Annotated in this window: 17 protein-coding genes; 4 read left to right on the top strand and 13 right to left on the bottom strand. The window is 43.5% G+C overall.

Translation table 11 applies throughout. The annotated features are described in order from the left end of the window. The first annotated feature begins 483 nt into the window (after positions 1 to 483). Complete coding sequence (locus ACM0OZ_RS23425; RefSeq protein ID WP_414585215.1) at positions 484 to 2,784, top strand: glycosyltransferase family 2 protein; 2,301 nt, start codon at positions 484 to 486, stop codon at positions 2,782 to 2,784. 92 nt (positions 2,785 to 2,876) lie between these two features. Here the strand turns inward: ACM0OZ_RS23425 and ACM0OZ_RS23420 are convergent, their stop codons facing one another. The 4 genes from ACM0OZ_RS23420 to ACM0OZ_RS23405 form a co-directional block, all read right to left on the bottom strand. After that, positions 2,877 to 4,457: a glycosyltransferase family 39 protein gene (locus ACM0OZ_RS23420; RefSeq protein WP_414585214.1), complete on the bottom strand. Its 1,581-nt coding sequence runs from the start codon at positions 4,455 to 4,457 to the stop codon at positions 2,877 to 2,879. 552 nt (positions 4,458 to 5,009) lie between these two features. Next, the gene (locus tag ACM0OZ_RS23415; protein WP_414585213.1) at positions 5,010 to 6,620 is read right to left on the bottom strand and encodes a glycosyltransferase family 39 protein; all 1,611 of its coding nucleotides are present in this window, start codon (positions 6,618 to 6,620) and stop codon (positions 5,010 to 5,012) included. 243 nt (positions 6,621 to 6,863) lie between these two features. Then, positions 6,864 to 8,528, bottom strand: coding sequence for a serine/threonine protein kinase (locus ACM0OZ_RS23410; protein WP_414585211.1), 1,665 nt, complete (start codon positions 8,526 to 8,528; stop codon positions 6,864 to 6,866). A 59-nt stretch (positions 8,529 to 8,587) separates the two neighbouring features. Continuing rightward, positions 8,588 to 9,601, bottom strand: coding sequence for a serine/threonine-protein kinase (locus ACM0OZ_RS23405; RefSeq protein WP_414585210.1), 1,014 nt, complete (start codon positions 9,599 to 9,601; stop codon positions 8,588 to 8,590). Between the two features lie 93 nt (positions 9,602 to 9,694). Here ACM0OZ_RS23405 and ACM0OZ_RS23400 point away from each other — a divergent pair, with 93 nt between their 5' ends. Further along, positions 9,695 to 9,865, top strand: coding sequence for a hypothetical protein (locus ACM0OZ_RS23400; protein WP_414585209.1), 171 nt, complete (start codon positions 9,695 to 9,697; stop codon positions 9,863 to 9,865). Between the two features lie 4 nt (positions 9,866 to 9,869). Beyond that, positions 9,870 to 10,262, top strand: coding sequence for a RidA family protein (locus tag ACM0OZ_RS23395; RefSeq protein ID WP_414585208.1), 393 nt, complete (start codon positions 9,870 to 9,872; stop codon positions 10,260 to 10,262). A gap of 180 nt (positions 10,263 to 10,442) precedes the next feature. On the opposite strand, the gene ACM0OZ_RS23390 is transcribed toward ACM0OZ_RS23395, so the two are convergent. The 9 genes from ACM0OZ_RS23390 to ACM0OZ_RS23350 form a co-directional block, all read right to left on the bottom strand. Continuing rightward, positions 10,443 to 11,366, bottom strand: a complete 924-nt coding sequence (locus ACM0OZ_RS23390) for an NAD(+) kinase (protein WP_041040911.1) — start codon at positions 11,364 to 11,366, stop codon at positions 10,443 to 10,445. A 5-nt stretch (positions 11,367 to 11,371) separates the two neighbouring features. Beyond that, entirely contained in the window at positions 11,372 to 11,677 is a 306-nt protein-coding gene (gene nuoK, locus ACM0OZ_RS23385) for an NADH-quinone oxidoreductase subunit NuoK (protein ID WP_096566082.1), read from the bottom strand. 90 nt (positions 11,678 to 11,767) lie between these two features. Then, positions 11,768 to 12,379: an NADH-quinone oxidoreductase subunit J gene (locus ACM0OZ_RS23380; RefSeq protein WP_096566080.1), complete on the bottom strand. Its 612-nt coding sequence runs from the start codon at positions 12,377 to 12,379 to the stop codon at positions 11,768 to 11,770. Positions 12,380 to 12,536: 157 nt separating this feature from the next. After that, complete coding sequence (ndhI, locus tag ACM0OZ_RS23375) at positions 12,537 to 13,118, bottom strand: NAD(P)H-quinone oxidoreductase subunit I (protein WP_414585207.1); 582 nt, start codon at positions 13,116 to 13,118, stop codon at positions 12,537 to 12,539. Positions 13,119 to 13,280: 162 nt separating this feature from the next. Further along, on the bottom strand, positions 13,281 to 14,399 hold the full coding sequence (nuoH, locus tag ACM0OZ_RS23370; protein ID WP_414585206.1) for an NADH-quinone oxidoreductase subunit NuoH: 1,119 nt from the start codon (positions 14,397 to 14,399) through the stop codon (positions 13,281 to 13,283). Between the two features lie 406 nt (positions 14,400 to 14,805). Beyond that, positions 14,806 to 15,942: a citrate synthase gene (locus ACM0OZ_RS23365; RefSeq protein WP_073629730.1), complete on the bottom strand. Its 1,137-nt coding sequence runs from the start codon at positions 15,940 to 15,942 to the stop codon at positions 14,806 to 14,808. A 115-nt stretch (positions 15,943 to 16,057) separates the two neighbouring features. Then, positions 16,058 to 16,552: a phosphohistidine phosphatase SixA gene (gene sixA / locus ACM0OZ_RS23360; RefSeq protein WP_414585205.1), complete on the bottom strand. Its 495-nt coding sequence runs from the start codon at positions 16,550 to 16,552 to the stop codon at positions 16,058 to 16,060. A gap of 116 nt (positions 16,553 to 16,668) precedes the next feature. After that, on the bottom strand, positions 16,669 to 17,952 hold the full coding sequence (locus tag ACM0OZ_RS23355; RefSeq protein ID WP_414585204.1) for a DHH family phosphoesterase: 1,284 nt from the start codon (positions 17,950 to 17,952) through the stop codon (positions 16,669 to 16,671). A 404-nt stretch (positions 17,953 to 18,356) separates the two neighbouring features. Next, positions 18,357 to 18,854, bottom strand: a complete 498-nt coding sequence (locus tag ACM0OZ_RS23350; RefSeq protein ID WP_414585203.1) for an HNH endonuclease — start codon at positions 18,852 to 18,854, stop codon at positions 18,357 to 18,359. Positions 18,855 to 19,150: 296 nt separating this feature from the next. Between ACM0OZ_RS23350 and alr the strand changes: the two genes are divergently transcribed. Next, entirely contained in the window at positions 19,151 to 20,338 is a 1,188-nt protein-coding gene (gene alr / locus ACM0OZ_RS23345; RefSeq protein WP_414585202.1) for an alanine racemase, read from the top strand. Positions 20,339 to 20,436: the final 98 nt, after the last annotated feature.

The raw sequence follows: 20,436 nt of genomic DNA, 5'->3' as shown, positions 1-20,436 counted from the left end.
CATATCGCTACAGATTTCAAGTCTGCGAGTTTTACATTGTTGGGTACGGTATAAGCTTTGAGTTCCACAAGGCAATTGAGCTTACATTTCTACAGCCTATAGTTGACACAACAATACAAAGGTGCGACAAATTCAACTTCATAGGTGAGTCCTCAAATCCATCTCTATGGACAATTTAAACCGTATTTGCACAAGATAAATGAATTTAGGCTGAGAATTTCTTGAAAACTGGCGCAGCTTTGCAAACGCAAATTTTTAATCGGATTTTCATCTTACAAGCACAATTTGCGTTTAACCTTAATTCTAAAGGCGAAAGACTATTTACTAAATCTTAACATTTTGATATAAAATCTTAAGTGAACTTCACACTATCTCCGTTGTTGAATGCTGTTTTTTATAAACGATGCAACTGTCAAGCTTTAGGCAATGCAGGCAAGAAGGAAGAATCATGAATGATAGGTGTGGTTTTCAAGGAGTATAAAAATGACCATTACACAGTTGAAAAAAAATAATGTAAGCCGTCTTCGTCAACGGCGTTTGGTCAAGAAACTCCGTTCTAGATCTTGGCTTCAATTACGACAAGCAACACTGTTTCTATTGAGCATCGTTTTTTTATTCAGCATTATTGTAGCTGCATGGTTTGCTGGTGAAGACACAATTAGTGGAATTTTTGCTCAGATTCATCTGTTCCAAGAAAACCCACCAATCTGGCTAGAAGTGCCAATGGTGAAGGGAAAATATTTACTAGCACCCACAGTAGCACTGTTGCTAACAGTGTTATTGGTGATGAAAGTCTCTCCTCAGCCTCGTGTTTGGTCACAACGGCTCGTTGTCGGAATTTTAATTATCCTAACTTTAAGGTATATTCTGTGGCGATCGCTCTCTACCTTAAATCTTGTCAATCCCCTAAATGGGTTATTTAGTCTAAGTTTATTCTTGCTGGAAATGTTAATGCTCTTCGGTGGCACTATCCAGCTATTTTTGATGTTAAATATCAAAGACCGTCGCCGCGAAGCAGATGAGAAATCAGTTGCTGTTATCAATGGTGATTTTGTTCCATATGTTGATATTTTGATACCAACATACAATGAACCTGCTTTTATTCTCAAGCGTACAATTATCGGTTGCCAAGCCTTAGAATATGCCAATAAAACAATTTATCTTCTCGATGATACAAGGCGTTCAGAAATCAAAAAATTGGCTTTTGAGTTAGGGTGTGAGTATGTAACGCGACCAGATAACAGCCATGCGAAAGCAGGAAATTTAAATCATGCTATTGCCAAAACTCATGGAGAGTTCATTGTTGTTTTTGATGCTGATTTTGTTCCTACTAAAAACTTTCTAAGTCGTACACTTGGTTTCTTTCAAGATGAAAAAGTAGCACTTGTACAAACACCCCAAAGCTTTTACAACGCTGATCCCGTAGCCCGTAACCTTGGCTTGGAAAATATTCTTACCCCAGACGAAGAAGTATTTTATCGGCAAACTCAAGCTATTAAAGATACGGCAGGCAGTATGGTTTGTTGTGGGACTTCCTTCGTTGTTCGACGCAGCGCACTCTTATTAGCAGGAGGTTTTGTTACCGAGTCTTTAAGTGAGGATTACTTTACTGGAATTCGGTTGTCTGCCAAAGGTTATCGTTTGATTTATCTTAATGAAAAACTTAGCGCTGGTTTAGCAGCAGAAAATATTGCTGCTTATGCAACTCAAAGATTACGATGGGGACAAGGCACACTTCAAGCATTTTTTATCAAATCCAATCCTTTAACAATTCCTGGACTCAGCCTAATTCAAAGATTGGCTCATTTAGAAGGATTGCTGCATTGGTTTGGCGCTATTTCGCGTGTTTATTTTCTCCTCATGCCTTTAGCTTATTCATTTTTAGGCGTGATTCCTGTTCGGTCAAACGTAGCAGAGTTGTTGTATTTTTTTCTCCCTTACTATCTGGTTAATTTAACTGTGTTTACTTGGTTAAATTACCAATCACGCTCTGCTTTGCTATCTGATATTTATTCTATATTGCTGTGTTTTCCTATAGCATTGACTGTCATACAAGTCATGCTAAATCCTTTTTCTAAAAAGTTTCAGGTGACACCGAAAGGAACAGCAAGCAACCGATTTTCTTTCAACTGGAACCTTGCCTTACCTCTGATAATTTTGTTTATCGCTAATGCCTTGAGTTTGTGGCAGAATGTGGGAATATGCATGGACAAAGGTACATGGTCTTCCACAGTCTCTTCAGAAGCTGCTCTACAAGTTAAAGGTATTAGCTTAGGTTGGTTATGGAGTGCCTATAATTTGATTATGATTGGCATAGCTTTGCTGGTTTTTCTGGATGCTCCCAAACCAGATGTTTATCAATGGTTTGACTTGCGGCGAGTCGTGCGCTTAAGTATTGGCAAGCAAAGTTTTTGGGGAGTGACTACAATCATTTCTGAGGTAGGTGCTGAAGTTGCTGTTACGCAGAATCCTCCTACTGATTTATCCAAAAACACGCCTATTAAATTAGAAATTGTAGAGGAAAATTTACAACTTGAGGCAAACATTGTCCGCACTGGTTTTAAAGATGAATTTCCGACAGTGCGAGTGAAGTTTGAATCAGTCAATTTGACACAACATCGTCGTCTTGTGGAAATGTTATTTTGTCGTCCCGGACAGTGGAAGCGCAACAACACACCAGGAGAATTGAGTTCGTTGTTGTTGATATTTAGAATTTTGCTGAAGCCACGAATTCTGTTTAATAGAAAGGTAGATGTGAGTGCAGTTGCTGTTTCTCAGGTTTAAACACGTCCACAGACTTGAGGATGACTTCAGATTCCCGACTTCTTCAAGAAGTCGGGAATCTTGTTGTTCACGAATAGTTTAAGATTGCTATATTACTTCTTAATCTGCCAAAGTCTCCCCTCTGGAAAGACTTGCACAAGCTGTCCTTGTTCTGGCTTCAGTTCCTCAATAAATTTTTTGGAGGGTCGAAACACAAAAGGTTTTATGCTATCTGGTAATAAAGATTTGACATTTTCTAATTGCGGAGGTTGACTCAGCAGCAACAGTGAGACATCGTCATGCAGCAGATAACTCATGGAAATCAAATCGCCTGTGTTTGTGTAGTCATCGCCAATTTCACTAATGACTACCGCAGACGAAGTGGCATTTATGCGCCGAACAACTTCAGCATTGAAATAACTTAAATCTCTATTCCACCAAGAATCGGAGAAAGCGCTGGCTGTACAGGATGCGATCGCTCCACTCATAAGCACCATCATAACACCGCGCCAGACTCGGCGTCCATCCAGAATTTTAGTTGCCAATAAGTAAGCAACAGCTAGTTGTATTCCTGGGTAGCAGGATATTAGGTAGCGGCTGACTGCAGAACGTTTTCCTCCTAAGAGCAAGTCTGGTAACACCAACATGAAAAAAGGCACAAAAATTGAAGTTAGGATAAATAGCCAGGTTGCTCGACTCGTGCGACGGCATAATGTATATATTGCGATTCCAATGACTAGGATAACTGTCAATCGCAGCAGATAAGTCCAGACATTATCAAAGCCAAAGTCTAAGTCTAAAAACAGGGAACTAAAGCTGAGAATCCACAACTTTACAAGGTAGATGAATTCCACGTTGACCTTAGTCCAATCTGTAGTAGCAGATGCACGTTGGTAATTAGTAACCAGTACAATTATCCAGGGAAGATACAACAGAAGCGAACAGAAAACTGCCAGAAAAAATTTGATCACTGCTTGCAAAGCTTTTGGTGCTTCTTGCTTTTTTCCTGTAATTAGTAACAGCAGGACATAGACTCCCTCACCAACTACTGTTAAACCAAAAAAGGGATGAGTATACCAACCTATCGTGTTTGCCAAGGTAAACAACGCCCAATTTTGCCATGTTGGTAAGCGTAAAGCCCGAAGTAGCAAAAAACTACTGCCAATGATAGTAGCAGTTAACAAACTATACTGCCTTGCTGTTTGAGCAAACAGGATATCAAAGGGAGATATAGCTAATAGCGCTGTTGCTAGTGTTGCTACTATACGTGAGGCAAAAAGTTCTCGTGCTAAACCATACATCAAGGGCAATGCCAACAAGCTAAATAACACTGGCAAAGCACGCGATGCAGCCAGAGAACTGCCAAAAGCTTGCATCCAGAACCGTGCTATCAAAAAGTACAAAGGTGGATGCTGTGGATCTTCTATTGTTAGAGATTTGATTGTATCTGCTGGAGTACTCCCTGGTTTTATCTGCTGATATTTTTGCAACTGTGGTGCTGGAACTATGCGATTTTGAAAAAGTTCTTGGTCTATTTCGTCACGCGTGAAGCCTGCTGCTCGCATCGATGTATAAACTTCATCGTGCCAGTAAACTTTTTTATCAAGATTAAAGAAGTGAAAGAATCCACTCACGACCAATAGGAAGATAATGATAAACCGTAACCATCTTGAAGCTAGTATCGAATACTTCATCAAAAGGTTCTCCAAAAGTTTTTTAAAATTACATAATCATAAATCAAGTTAATCTAGTAACCAGACTCGAAAGATATAAGTCTATAGCGGTTCGGGAGTTGAGTGCAAGACATCAAGAAATAAGAACCACAGATGGACGAGGCAGTGCGTTGCGGAGGTTCCCTCCGTTGTAGCAACTGCCGTACAGATGGACACAGATAAATAATTACTTCATCCAAACGAGAAGCACTATATCTCATATTTAGCCGTAGTTCACGATATCTCTTACCAAAGTCTATATTTAGTATTTAGAACCACACCACAGATAAACACAGATGAATTATCTGTGTCCATCTGTCCCTACGCTGCGGGAAGCCCCCCAGAGGGCGTCTACGCTTCGCTCGAGGGCAAGGTTTATCTGTGGTTTCATTTTTATGTTCTTGACTTTTACAAGAGGTTTATTATTGATAAATATGGATTTGAAGGATTATATTACCATGAAAACTAAATTTATAAATAAAATTTTAAATACGTAGGGTGTGTTAATGTAACGAAACACACCACTATAATTTTTTAGGCATATTTTTTACTGAATGAAAGTTTTGCTATTTTCCATAGTGAGTAATATTTGTCAACATAAACTATGTTGATTTTAAACTTATACTTCTTTTCGATTCCTTTACGTAAAGTACTTGAAGGATTAAGCAAAAACATATCAGTGAAACCTTTGGGAATTGTGGGAATATTTTTGTCCTTTATCAAGAAAAACCGTACTTTTGGCTCTACAAGATAACTCAAAGAAAAGGCATTTCCATAATTAATGCCAAAAGAATCACTTATCAACAGTGGGCGAGAAGCCTGATTGACAATTTTGGCAACTTGTGGATTTCCAGAACTGACACCCTGACTTGACCAAGTTTCTGCTTGGGAACTCACTGCACAAGAAACTACACCACCTATAATCACCAGCACTAATACCGTCTGCCAAATTCTCCGGAGTAAAATAATTCCATCATATAGTTGATAAGCGAACAGATAAGTAACTGCTAGTTGAATACCTAAAAAAGAAGGTATTAAATACTGCTCTGCTGTTGACCTTGTTCCTCCAAAAATCAAATCTGGCAGCATTAAAGGTATTGCTGGCACAGTAATTAATAACACGATAAATAACCATATTTTTGGATGGGTTGTACGACAAAGAATATAAATTGAGTATCCCACTAAGATTAAAAAAATATAGGAAATTGAATAGCTGAGGGGATTTTCTGAGCCAAAGTTTAAATCAAAAAAAATATGGCTTAAGTTGATTAGCCAAGATTGAATTAAAGCCAATGGTGGTAATTTTCCTGTTGTTCCTGCTGTTTTACGATGAAATTGCAACAGGTTGGTAAGAATAACTAAAATCCACGGAGTAAAGGCTAAAAAACCTGCAAGTGATGCTAGTGTGTAAATTTCGACTTTTTTAGTCCAGCGAAATTCTGTAGTTGTCATGACATAAATTCCATGAGCAACCGCTACAAATCCACTTAACAAAGATGTATAAAGACTGAGTGCTAAAGTGAGTGTATAAATTCCCCATGCCAAGGTGCGATCTGGTAATTGCTGTTGTGATTCTAGTCGCAAAGCTCGCAGCAAAGAAGCGCTGGAAAGTAATATCGTGACGAGCCAAAGAATATATTCCCGTGCTTCCTGGGCGTAGATGAGATGAATGGGGGAGATGGCTATGAGTGCGATCGCCAAAAAAGGTACTGAGAACGGCACGTTAAATAATTCTCGACACAGCCAATAAAAGCAGGGAAATACTAGCAAGCTAATAATGACAGACAAACTTCTAATAGCTGTTACCGAAGTGCCAAAGATTTGCGCCCACAATCGTGCTATAACGTAATAAAGCGGTGGATGGTGAGGGTCTTCTATTGCTAAAGATTTAACTGTATCACCTAAATTTTTATCAGGATTAAGACGCTGGAACTTAGCAAAAGCTTCCTTATTAACGACACGACCATTAAAGATTTGCCGCCTGACTTCTGTCGTTGTATAACCAGAAATCCGCAATGAAGTGTAAGTTTCATTGTGTCCATAAACTTTGCCGTCAACGTTGAAGAAGCGAAAAAAGACACCCAGCACCAACACCACGACAATTAGAAACCGCAACCAATTCGGAGCGAGTTTGATATGGCGCATAATTTGGTTTCTAAATAAGTTGTAAAAATCACCCTGTTAGATGAACGAACTGGAAGAGGTTTGCTGACAATCGCCAAGCGTAGTTTGACAGTAACCTGATTTAGTACTTGACGATGAACATCTTATCTTTATTTAATTTAAGAGCGCCGTCGCACTTTACTCCATTTGACCAAAATAAGTGCGATCGCACTCTACCATGAACGCTGGAGCAGGGGCGTTAGTATAACGTTAACTGCTAATCACTCACAAAATTCTTTTCCAGTGTACTAACCACCCCAACCATAGTCCTAATCCAGAAGTTATAGTCAAAATCAAAAATGTATGAAACTTGTTGAACCACTTTAGTAACTTGTCCCTAACCCCAGCTAAGACCGCAGCCAAAGCCAAAAAACAGGCTATAGCCAAAACCCAGCCTATAGCCCAAGCAGCAATCCCCACCCATTCCCCAGCCAAAACCCAAGCCAAAGCCTTAACCACACTCGTAAACACAGCTTGAGCTATAGCCCAAGCCCAATACTGAAACATAGTCCCAATTCTAATGCCAGCCTTAGCTATAACCTCAGCCTCAGCCCCAACTCCAAACAAGAGTCCAACTAAACCTAAAACCGCTGCCACAAAAAATATCACAAGCCCAGTTAAAAACAAAAGCACAGCCAGACACCCAAAGGCAAAAGCAAAGTAAGCCGCAACTACAACTAAGTATGAAACACCAATTCCAGCATAAGGTACAGCTATAGCTAAACACGCAGCTATATCCCGTAGAAGATTACTAGAATAAGTCAAAGTCCCAGCCAATGCTCCAGCGTTAGCCAGAGTCAAAGCCCAAATCGGGGAAGCAGACTTAGCACAGAGTAAGCCTGTCAATGCATAGCTTAGGAAAGCTCCCGTCAACCAGGGGCAATAAGAAATGACCCTTCCTGTTTCTGCACGCGAACGCCTGCTTGCCGTGTTGCTAGTTTTGAGACTAATGAAAGCATTTAGGGTAAGTCTCACTTTCAGAAACCTAAACCATCCCTGTACAGCTTTCAGAATGCTCTTAAGAGCTTGCCAAGGTATTGGTTTTGCCCTTACGTGAAGATGTGGAGTTATCACTTCTGGCGCTTCTAACAACTTCAGCCACTGCTGTATTGACTGAGGTCGATCGCTTGGCTCAAGTGCCATCCCTTTGAGAATTGCCTCATTCACGCGATCGCTGATCCGCCGATTAAGCTGCTTTGGTGGTACTAATTGCTCGCCTTCTTTTCTTTCTAAGGCATTTGGAGGCACTTTTTTAGTTACCATAAAATACAGCGTTGCCGCTGTAGCATAAACATCCGAATATTTTCCCCGTTTATGGCGTTTTAAATGCTGCTCATAGGGCGCAAAGCCCTGAGATACCACTTCTGTATGAGTTTGTGTGTGGTTATGGGTAAACTCCCGTGCAGCGCCGAAATCAATTAAGACAGCTTCAGAGCTATTAGAGCGCAGCATAATGTTGCGTGGTTTCACATCCCGATGCAACAAGCCATTCTTGTGAACCTCAATCAGCGCTTCACCAATCTGCCTAATGTAATGTAATGCATCGGCTTCCGACAAAACACCCTGCTTGTCAACGTAACTTGCTAAAGTTTCCCCAGAGATGTACTCCATCACCATGCACCACAACAGCCCCTCTAGGAATAAGTCGTGAACCGATACAATATGGGGGTGCGTACATTGCTGGAGCCTTCGCGCCTCATTTTCAAATTCTTGCTGGCATTTGTCAAAGTCGATGCTGTCTTGCACCATTTTGTTCACGGTTTTGATAGCAACCGACTGCCCATTGTCAGTTCTGCTGGCTAGATAGGTAATTCCAGAGCCACCTCTTCCCAGCTCCTTTTCTATAACGTAGCGACCTCCTTGCAAGTGCGTGCCTTTGTCCCATGCCATAACCAAAATTATTTAAATAATTGATTTGATGATATAATGCTACTTTTATAAAGCAAGAGCTACCGATTTGTTGGTTTTGTTTGTACCTGTGGCGTGGTGGGTGGTGTGGGATTGGAAGAAGGCGGAGACGGAGGTTTTAAGTAAGCTATCAAAGCTATGATCGTTGCTAACGCAGTTGCCAATGCTCCTACTGCTCCCCAGACAACGTGCGATTTCCACCACTGCTTTGAAACTGGTTGTGGTGTTTGGCTAGTAGTAACACTCGTCAATCCCAATGAATCTAGCCATTCCCGCACTGTCTGACGGCGGTTTTTGGCTTCTAGCTCCATTCCTGCAAGAATAGCTCGATTGGTGCGATCGCTAATCTGAGGATTAATTTCCTTAGGTGGAACTAAACCAGCATTGGCAAACCTGCGCTCCTTAGCACTTGTAGGCAATTGTCCCGTCAAGAGAACGTACAGCGTCGCCGCCAGAGAATAGACATCCGTAAACGCTCCTCGTTTGGCGTTGCGTAAGTACAATTCAGGTGGGGCAAAACCCTCAGCGGCATCACCAGCACGGGTCATGGTCAGATCGTGGTCAAATTCCCGTGCTAGCCCAAAATCAATCAACACCGCTTCTGATTTAGCGGCTCGCACCATAATATTTTCTGGTCTAACATCCCGATGTATCAAATTATTACTATGAACTACGCTCAGCGCCTCGCCAATTTGCTGGACATAGCGCAGCGCTACTGCCTCTGGCAATCTACCCTGGGCGCGGTGAGCTAGATTTGTCCCCTCAATGTACTCCATCGCAATGCAGCGCAGCCCTGCCTCTTCAAAAGACTCCTCAACCTCAACTATGTGGGGATGTTTACACTTAGCTAGTTTGAAGGCTTCGTCGGCAAAATTGCGCTGCCACCTCTGGAATTCTAAGGGGTCATTCAACACCTGATCGTTGAGAGTTTTGATCACATGACCATTGCCATTTCTATCCCTAGCCAGGTAGGTAATGCCAAAGCGTCCCCGCCCTAACTCCGTCTCGATAGTGTACTTGCCGCCCTTTAATGTCTGCCCAATTGTCAAAGCCATTGCTAAAAACACTTAGACGCTTACGCTAATTCTGACACAAAAATATTGAGCAAGGCTTGATACTGAGTCTCTTTGTGCCTTTGTGCTTTGGTAATGAAATTATGGGTAAGCAACTATACAAGTGAATTAGATAGCAAGCTTGCTACGGAAGCTCAGAGATTAAAAGCGATCGTACTACCTGTCTTGCTTGCGAACCTGAAGTGCGAATATAGATTGAGCAAAGCTATTACAGGTAAAATTTCCTCTGGTTTAGCCCTAGCATAGTATCATGCCAGTCATACGAACTTTTTCCGGTGCTTCCTGGGAATCAAAAGTAGGCTACTGTCGAGCTATCAGAGTCGGAAACCAAATTTATGTTTCCGGTACAGCACCAGTCAATGAAGCGGGAGGAGTGTTTGCTCCTGGCGATGCCTACGCGCAAGCAAAACGCTGTTTTGAAATTATCCACAACGCTTTGCAAGACTTAGGTGCAGACACAAGCTGTGTGGTGCGAACTCGGATGTTTGTTACAGATATTAGCCGTTGGGCTGAATTTGGACAGGCGCATCAAGAATTTTTTGGTGAGAATCCGCCTGCTACAACAATGGTGGAAGTCAAATCCCTAATAAATCCGGAGATGTTGATAGAGGTAGAAGCAGATGCAGTGTGTGGCGACGTGTAGCGCTTCTGTTTGCGTCCCCTCCCCGCTTGCGGTGAGTCCAGCGCTGCAGGCGGGTTTCCCGCCGTAGGCGACTGGTGAGACCAGTCCTGAAGGGGGGTCTCCCGCCCTAGGGAACTGGCGAACCCGAAGGGCGAACCCGAAGGGGGAGGGGTTAGGGGTGGGGTCATGCGAATCTATGATTTAATTAGCATGACTGGCACTACTGTAGCGAATCCTGGTTCCTGCCCACAGTAACTTTTCTCGCAGCGTCTGATAATACGAGTTGTTCTCCCGTAGAATAATAAACTTAGCCCAATAATCCGCCATCCTTACATCAACACGGTGTCCGGGCCAAATGGAAGTTGCCAAGACTCCATCCATCCACAACTTAGTACTCAAATCGTAATCCCCCAAGGGCCAAATACTGACAACACAACCAGGGGGTAAGACCAAGGGACGACTGGAAAGACTCATCGGACAAATGGGAGTGATGGTAATCGCTTCCATACCATCATGTATTATCGGGCCATTTGCAGACACGGTGTAACCGGTGGAACCAGTAGGAGTAGAAATAATCAGCCCGTCTCCCTGATATTGATCGACCACTTCACCATCAATTTCCATTTCTAGGACTGAGGTAATCATGCGGTCAGCAGAAGCGGGTCTGACAGACATTTCATTTAAAGCGAGGTAACGTTCAGAAACTGGTTCCAAATTTGTGCTATTCCCCTCGAACACAGCGGCTTGCAACATCATCCGCCGCTGAATAGCATAACGGTCTTCAAACAGCCGGTCCCAAACTCGTTCAGTATCTTCAAACTCTTCTACAGACTCAGTTAAAAACCCCAGATGACCTCCCACGTTCACTGCTAGTATTGGGATGCCAGCTGGGGCTAGATGTCTTGCACCAGTTAAAACAGTACCATCACCGCCAAGTACCAAAGCGAGATCAATGGGTTGCCCTGCTGAAGCCAAAAACACCGGATACGGGTTATCTTTTGGTCCACTTGGTCCCATCAAAACGTGGCATTGGCGGTGTTCTAGTTGCTTAGCACAGATTTCTGCCCAGCGTTTACTTTGGGAATCTCGTGCTTTATAAGCAATAATGACTTGCTTGAGATCCACGAGAATTACCACTTCAGGAGATTAAACTGCTCCATATCAACAGTATCGCGGTTCCGATAGATGGCAAGTACGATCGCCAAACCTACCGCCGCCTCAGCTGCTGCTACGGTGATCACGAATACGGTGAATACCTGACCCTTAATTTCTGTTGAGTCTAGGAAGTTAGAAAACGCCATTAAATTCAGATTAACGGCATTGAGCAGCAACTCAATCGACATCAGCACTCTTACGGCGTTGCGGCTGGTAATTAAGCCATAGATGCCGATGCAAAATAAAGCTGCTGCAAGTAATAAAAAGTACTGAATTGGCATGAATCTTGCTGTCCCCCTTGTCAGTTATCAGTTATCAGTTATCAGTTATCAGTTATCAGTTATCAGTTTGGGCTGTTTACTGATAACTGTTTACTGAATATTGCGGCTCGATTCACCGATTGATACCAGTTCTCTGGGGCGTTCTGGTAAGGTCAAAACTTGCTGTTTTTCTCCAGAAATGACCTGTTCAGGCAGATACTCGCGACGTGCCAAAATGATCGCGCCCACCATCGCCATCAACAGCAAAACCGAAGCTAGTTCAAAAGGCAGTAAAAAGTCACTGAAGAAATGTTGACCAATTAAAACAATCGTGTTGCCTGGAGGCGTAGCAGTAGACAGTGACCAAGGAGTTGTTAACACCATCGTACTCAAAAGAGCAAACAATCCCAGACTGACTACACCCGTGAGTGCTTTGCGTACCCAAGCGGTGGGGAAGGGCGTAAAAGCTTGCCGCTTGTTTACCAACATAATGGCAAACAAAATTAATACGTTCACTGCACCAACATAAATGAGCAATTGCGCTGCTGCTACAAAGTCAGCATTTAGCAACAGGTACAGGCCAGAAATGCTAGCAAATACGCCTGCCAGCGTAAAGGCAGAATAGACGACGTTGTCAAACAGTACCACACCCAGCGCTGTTGCAATCAACATCACTGCCAGTATGGCAAAACAAACAACCTGTACTCCTTCCGCTAGATTCACTGTTTTTTATCCTCAGTCATTTGTTAATTGTAGAGACGCGCTGTTTGAAGCGTCTGTACATTCGCGCCATAACGCGTCTGTACATTTGTTAATTATTGGCATTTAGTGGTGAGTCGCTCTTGTTTTCTACTAACAACTCACCACTAACTACTACCATTTACTTTTCCTGTTCCACAAGGTCTTCTGGACGCGCACCTGCGCGAGGTGCATCAGCCGGTACATCGTGGGGATTCATGACGCCTTTCGGTAGGTAAACGAGTTCGCGCAACGGCGTGACCATTGGATCGTTAGTGACCTTATAAGGCAAACGACCAAGCGCCACGCTGTCATAGTTCAATTCATGGCGATCGTAGGTGGAAAGCTCGTAATCTTCTGTCATTGATAAACAGTTAGTTGGGCAGTATTCCACGCAGTTACCGCAAAAGATACAAACTCCAAAGTCGATACTATAGTGATTGAGCTTTTTCTTTTTGCTTGCCTTGTCGTATTCCCAATCCACTACAGGCAGGTTGATCGGACAAACCCGAACACAAACTTCGCAGGCAATGCACTTATCAAACTCAAAGTGAATCCTACCGCGAAACCGCTCACTAGGAATCAGTTTCTCGTAAGGATACTGCACGGTGACTGGACGCCGCTGCATATGGTCGAAGGTAACAGATAATCCCTGACCAATGTAACGACCAGCTTGCACCGCTTCTTTGGCGTAATCACCAACTTGTTTGAGGAACTTTAACATTTTTCTTTCGTGTCTCTCTCTCTTTTTATGTAATAGGTGATTCGGGATTGGGGATAGTCAACAGTACCAGCCGCAGTGAACAGTACCAGCATGGTACTTGATAACTGAAAACTGGTAACTGGTAACTGGTAACTGATAACTGATAACTGTCCCCAGTCCCTATTACCCTCCGAAGGCAACGGGAAAGGCAAGTTTCAGGGCTGCAGTGAGTAGCAAGTTAACCAAACCAACAGGCAGCAAGAACTTCCATCCTAAATCTAGCAATTGGTCAATCCGAACCCGTGGCACTGTCCAACGCAACAGGATTGCCAGAAAGACAAGGAAGTATGCTTTGAGTACGGTCATCGTGATTCCCAAGGCGGCGGTGACAATCTGCAAAACAGGATTTATTTCGCTGACTCCCAACCAACCAGCTATCAAGTTAATGGGAATTGGAAAATCCCAACCGCCTAGGTATAAAACTGATACCAGCAGGGCAGAAAGTACTAGGTTAACGTAGGAACTCAGGTAGAACAGAGCGAATTTCATGCCAGAGTATTCGGTCTGATAACCGGCAACCAGTTCCTCTTCAGCTTCGGGCAAGTCAAAGGGCAATCGTTCGCATTCAGCAAGGGCGGCTATCCAAAAGATGATAAACCCGACTGGTTGACGCCATACGTTCCAGCCAAGAATGCCATAGCCAGATTGCTGATTGACGATGTCAATGGTGCTGAGGCTATTCGACATCATGGCGATCGCCAGCACCGCTAGTGCCAAAGGAATTTCATAGCTAATCGACTGTGCTGCAGCCCGCAACCCTCCTAAGAGAGAGTATTTGTTGTTAGATGCGTAACCAGCCATCAACAAGCCAATCGGTGCAACGCTAGACAAGGCAATCCACAAGAAGACCCCCATCCCAACATCTGTAATCACCAGATTCTGCCCAAACGGCACAATCAAATATGACAGAAATACTGGAATCGTCACGATGATTGGACCAAGGGTAAACAGCCAGCGGTCAGACTGAGCTGGCACCACATCTTCTTTAAAAACGAGCTTGAGACCATCCGCCACAGGAGCCAGCAAACCCAAAGGACCAATATATTCAGGACCAATCCGCTGCTGTGCTGCTGCCGAAATCTTCCGTTCTAACCAAACACAGGTCAGCACCCCCACAGTGGCACCAATAATCATCAAAATCATTGGCAGTGGCATCCAAATCGCCTTGGCTGTACCAGCGCTTAATCCTAAATCCCTGAGGGATTCAATAAAAGTTCCTTGCAGATCAATTCCTGAATTCATGTGCTTTTGCTCTTCAAGTCATCAGAACATTGTCATTTACAACTATCCACGCTTGTTAATAACTGTAAATTTGCTCATAAAACCTTGGGGGAAGTGTGGAAACCCGAGCCATGAGGGCACGGGACAAAATTTAAGATTTTTTGCAATTCCCATGCCTAGTATATCGTTGCATGGTTTTTGCCCCTTTAGCTATACGAGAATTTCTACCTATGGTAAGGATTAGAATTCCCTAATAAAGGGACTGGGGACAGTTATCAGTTATCAGTTATCAGTTATCAGTTACCAAGTACCCGCAGTACCAGTTTTCAGTTATCAAGTACCATGCTGGTACTGTTCACTGCGGCTGGTACTGTTGACTATCCCCTATCCCTAATCCCCTATCCCTAATCCCTAATCCCCTATCCCTCTAACGCTGCTCGATGGGAATGTAAGGAACGCCATGCTTACCGTCGTAAACTTGGGTTGGACGGAAAATTCGGTTTTCTTCTAGCTGTTCTTTCCAATGTGCTAACCAACCGGCAACACGGGCGATCGCAAATATTGGTGTAAACAAGTCTGTAGGAATTCCCAATTTTCTATACACTAAACCTGAGTAAAAGTCAACATTGGGATAAATTCCTTTGTGACCCAGTTTTTCCTCCACCACCCTTTCCATTTCTAGGGCAATGTCATAGTACTTGTCATGCCCAAATTTGGCAAACAGTTGTTCCGCTAAGTTCTGCAAAATTGTGGCGCGTGGGTCTTTCACTTTGTACACACGATGTCCAAAGCCCATAATTTTGGATTTGCGTTCCAGACAGTCCTCAATGTAAGGACGCACATTTTCCACAGAGCCAATTTCTTCCAACATCTGAATCACTTCTTCGTTGGCTCCACCATGCAGCGGTCCTCCTAACGTTCCCACAGCACTTGCTACCACTGCGTATGGATCAGTTAGAGTAGACGCTGTCACCCTGGCACTGAAGGTGGAGGCGTTCATCGTATGTTCTGCATGAAGTATCAAGCAGATATCAAAAATCCGCGCCGCCAGTGCATCAGGTTCTTTCTCATTGAGCATGTACAGAAAGTTGGCGGAATAGTCCAAGTCATCACGGGGACGTACTGCATCGTTGCCATTTCGCATCAACTGGAACGCCGCCACCATTGTCGGAATTTTTGCTATCAGGCGAACAACTGCATCCCGAATGTAAATAGGGTTATCCAAGTCACGGCGCGAATAAAACAAACCCAACGCAGCCGCAGAGGCTTGCAAAGCATCCATTGGGTGACCGCTTTCGGGAAAGCATTTCATCATATCGCTGATGCGATATTTTATCCGCCTGTGTTCGCAAACTTCATACTCAAATGCTGCCAGTTCTTCCGCTGTGGGCAACTCACCCCAAATCAGAAGATAAGCAGTTTCCAGAAAAGTACTTTTTGAAGCCAATTCCTCAATTTGGATGCCACGATATTCTAGTATTCCCTTTTGCCCGTCAACATTGCTAATACTGGATTGGGCGGCGGGGATGCCATCCAATCCAGGCTTGAATTCGCACACCATCATGGCAACACCATCTGCTTTTTTGTGAAAGATTTTTTCAGGCTAACTTACCAGAAATTCTTGTTGCCATAACAGTAACCGTTTCCTTTGAAATTCTTTCAAAAACGTTACACTACTGTTAAAGCAAGTACTTGGGTGGTGTCAACAAATACATCTGACTACGACCCAGAGGAGAGCCTTTTTCTGGTAGTTTTACCCCAATCATACCTGCTTTTTTCAGGACTAACGTTGCTTTCGCTTGTCCCCATAGGAGGATTTCTGCCCAAGCACTCAAATCTGGTTCATGTCCTACTAGGGCAAGTTGGGTTTGGGGTGAATAATTTCTTGCTTCCAACCAATCTACAACCCAACTCTCAATACGACCATCAGGAGCAAGGTAGGTACATTCCTCTAGTTTAGAACTCAATCCAGCAGCTATGAGGATTTCTGCTGTTTGCCGAGCGCGAACCAAGGGACTCGTAGCAATCAAATCGAAATGCAAACCCAACTTTTTCAGTCGTTGGGCAACTTTCTCTGTTTTTTGCCGCCCTTCTTTCGTGAGCGATCGCTCTTCATCTTTGATATCTCGTCGCCTTTCTTCAGCAATACCATGACGAATTAAATAAAGTTCCACAATTTGAGTCCTAAGTCCTGAGTTCTAACTAGGAGTCAGGAAGTCAGAGCTATTTTCCCCCTTATCTCCCTTATCTCCCTTATCTCCCTTATCTCCCTTATCCCCCTTGTTCTCCTCTACTCCGACTGTATCGGGTTATCTTTCGGATTCACCAATCTCAGCAGCTTCTGCTTAATCTGAGAATCGAAAACTTCCCATTTCATTTTCGCATAAGCAGAATTTTCATTACTTCCAGATAAGAAACCCATTGGAATTTCAAATCCACCTGCGCTTGTTCTTCCACCACCGAAAAAGCGTCCTTGGCTATCTTGTCCAAACGCTTCTTTGATGAACTCATCGGGGTCAAGCGTGAGTTTGGTGGTTCTTAAAGAACCAATCACCACTTCTAGTTCTTCATCTTCATCGTGAACAATACCGTACACCACAGCAGTGTGAACGTTTTCTTCTGTCACTAGAAAATCTGCCGCTTGGGGGATGGCATCGCGGTCGTCATAGCGTAAGTAACCTACACCAGCAATCGAAAAGTTATTTTGCACGATGCGGTTTTTGAGCGATCGCTCTATAACGTCCATGACTCGCTTGGAACGATTCGCTTGCAGTACCGCGTTCAGCAACTGGGCGTCATAAAATCTGCTCAAATACGCTGCTGCCATAAAGTCTTCTTCCTGTGCTTGCATCAGTCTATTAGTATCCGATCGCAAGCCGTGCATCAAGGCAGTCGCGCATTTGACGTGTTGATTTATACTGCTATCTAGAGTTAGTAACCCCGCTTGTAGGTATTGAGTAAAAATCGTTGCTGTCGCCCGTACAAAGGGACGGACATCAAAAAATTCCGATTTCAGCTCAGTTTGTAAACTGTGGTGGTCGATCACCGCCACTAATGGTATTTTTGCCTGTTGCACTACAGGTAATAACTGAGAAGTGGTTCCTTGGTTATCAATCAGTACGAAACCTTGGTAGGATGATAAATCCTTGCTTTTCAGTGTTTGTAGTGTCCAACGCTGGACGGGTAAGCCAGTCAGCTTTACTAATGCAATATTTTCTTGGTGACTCAATGCACCAGCGTAAACGATGTCACATTTTATATCGTATTGCTGAGCAATTAACTGGTAAGCCCAAGCAGAGGATAAGGCATCAGGGTCAGGAAAATCTTGAAGGATTAACAACTGGCGTTCTTGTCTGTGTGCAAGAAGCGTATTGCGCAGCTCTTCTGATTTCTGATGTACCAATGAATTGTTACGCTGACTCAGAGAATTCCCCGATTCACTTGTCAATCCCGTACCTGACTGCTTAGTGAGTGGAACTTCAACTGAATCTTTGTCTATTTCTGCATCGTCTGGAATTGGGTCACCTATCAACGGCAAACTCTCAATCTGAGTAAGGGAAGAATTAAAGTGCATACGAAACGTTTTTATAAGTGTGAGGCTCCTTTTTTGTTCAGAAAGACTACCTGCTTGTCATTCACTAGTTCAGCCACACTTTATGATCTTCGCAAAAATTTCAGATCTTGGCTCTATATCTGCCAGTCTATTTTTTGTCAAGAATCTATGATCAATGACTAGCAAGGAAAACCCCTTTAGCATTGACCTCTGATTTTTTTGGCAGATTTAAATGCACCCTGCTTGTTTTGGCGTTGATTTGTGCTATATTAGCGAAGTTGCTCCAAGCGGGTATGCATTTTCTCCGGTTCTATCAGCTTCCAATTAAGTCCTAGGTAAGCCGTAGACCAGCGAAAATCAGCAAGCAAAGGCAATAACGCAAAAAACTGACAACTGCGAAGCTTTTTCAAACAACGCTGAAATTGTCAGAGTCCAATTACATATTTTTGCCACTCTTGATGCATACCACTCTTGAGATGTTTGCTGACCTCAAAGTATAAACTACTGTAAGGTCGCCGTGGGTGATGGCGCAACATCATGTGAGCTTCACTAGGCGTGCGATTTCCCTTCTTCACATTACAGCGGACACAGGCTGTAACGATGTTTTCCCAAGTATCGCCGCCGCCACGCGATCGCGGAAACACATGATCCAAAGTTAAATCATCTCCTGTGTAACCGCAATACTGGCAAGTGTGACCATCGCGATGCAAAAGATTCCGACGAGTCAGAGGAATCTCCTTATAGGGAACGCGCACATAGTGGCGCAACCTAATGACAGTCGGAAGCGGAAAGTCCGAGTAGAGTTGCTTATTATTGAACTCTACTCGCTCTGCTTTGCCTTTGATCAGTAAGACCACAGCTCGCCGCCAGCTCGTGATATTGAGCGGTTCGTAAGAGGCGTTTAGAACTAAAACCTTCCCCATTGATTAGCGCTCAAGCTATTAATTTTACATATATTAACACAATTACATTCATCTTTGGTGATGAAAAAAAATTATACATCTTGCAATACTTAGAAATACAAAGAGTCAAAACTTAAGACTCAACGCTCAAAAGTAATTCTCTCCTGCTCTTTTGCTCACCACGCGCTGTTCATCATCCAGTGCCGATTTTAGAATGAAGTGTAAACTTCCAGATTAATCAAGATTGGGCTTCTAGCCATGCGAATAATTGAGATGACCTAGAAGCAAAAAGAGTGGTGTGATAGGAGTAAGTCAAGATGTTGAGCCAAGAGCAAACCGACCGTGTCAGCTTTAATGGGCAGTGTGACACCTACGCTTGGTTATCCCAACGTGCTTGGGTAGAAATTGATTTATCAGCATTGTCGTACAATGTCAAGCAGCTTTTAAAGATACTGTCACCGCGCACTCAACTGATGGCGGTGGTCAAAGCAGATGCCTATGGACATGGAGCAGTTACAGTCGCCCAAACAGTGTTAGAATCAGGGGCGAGTTGGCTGGGAGTCGCAACAGTTCCAGAAGCAATCCAATTACGAGAAGCCGGAATAAAAGCTCCGATTTTGATTTTAGGTGCAAGCCAGACAAGCGAGCAAATTCAGGCGATCGCCCAATGGAAACTTCAGCCAACAATTACAAGCCCCAAGCAAGCCCTGGTATTTTCTGACACGCTCTTAACCATCAATCACAAGACTCCCGTACCTGTACACATTAAATTAGATACGGGAATGTCCAGATTAGGGACGAACTCCGACGAGGCGGCTGAGTTCGTTCAGCTTGTGCAACGCTTACCTCATCTTGCCATTGCTAGTATATATTCTCACTTGGCAACGGCAGATAGTCCCGATTCCACAATCATGAAACAACAGCAACAACGGTTTGAGCAAGCAATTGCCCAACTTAGGACAATAGGTATAGAACCGCCTTGTCTGCACTTGGCAAATTCAGCTGCTACACTTACCGACAAAGCATTGCACTATGATATAGCGCGTGTAGGTTTAGCTGTATACGGACTCTACCCAGCAGATCATTTGCGTTCATGCATTGATTTGAGACCAGTTCTGCAAGTAAAAGCGCGAGTCACGCAAGTCAAAACCATCGCCCCTGGTACTGGCGTCAGCTACGGTCATCAATTTATTGCAAAGCGTGAACTCCGCCTAGCCGTCGTAGGAATTGGTTACGCAGATGGAGTTCCTCGCAATCTTTCTAATAAAATGCAAGTGTTAATTCGCGGTCAACGGGTGCCACAGATTGGCACAATTACAATGGATCAGTTGATGCTAGATGTGAGTGCATTACCAGATGTACGAGAAGGTGAAGTCGTCACCTTACTTGGAACAGAGGAAAAAGAACAAATCTCTGCTGAAGATTGGGCAAATCAATTAAATACAATTTCTTGGGAAATTCTCTGCGGGTTCAAGCACCGCTTGCCTCGTGTTGCTGTACCTTAGTGAAAACTGGTTATCGGTTTGGGGTTGGTAACTGTAAGTTAAATCCTACCCACCTTTACCTAATGCTTAACTTTTTGGGGAAATTGGCATATAATCAG

Origin of the sequence: Scytonema sp. PCC 10023 (assembly GCF_963920835.1) — a bacterium.
Classification (GTDB): Bacteria; Cyanobacteriota; Cyanobacteriia; order Cyanobacteriales; family Nostocaceae; genus Kalymmatonema.
The sequence above is the reverse complement of the archived record's forward strand: the minus strand, read 5'-3'. Positions and strand labels throughout refer to the sequence as shown.